1 pseudogene is annotated in these 247 nt (G+C 55.9%); it reads right to left on the bottom strand.

Going from position 1 to position 247, the window contains the following annotated elements:
* Window positions 1-247 (bottom strand): annotated as a pseudogene (locus tag ACPYOM_RS23355) (cytochrome b/b6 domain-containing protein); the annotation flags it as partial.

The following is a 247-nucleotide window of genomic DNA, read 5'->3' as shown; positions in this document are numbered from 1 at the left end:
CCGGACATCCGGATGCCTGTAATGATGGCCAGCGGTGCGGCGATAAAGACGGTGATGAAGTACGTCAGCAGCTGGAGGCTGTTGTAGTTGTTCCAGCCGTTTTCAACAGGCCAGTTCAGCGAGGCGTACTGCAGGCCGGCTGAGACAGCGTTCGGGAAGACATCCCAATTGGTGGGGACGATCCTCAACCATTGGCCCGTGGCGAAGAGCAGAACGATGAAGATAATGCCGTTCAAAACCCAAAGAG

The sequence above is a fragment of the Monashia sp. HAY1-2A genome (assembly GCF_056755315.1).
Note: the sequence above shows the minus strand (reverse complement) of the source record. Positions and strands in the feature narration are given on the sequence as shown.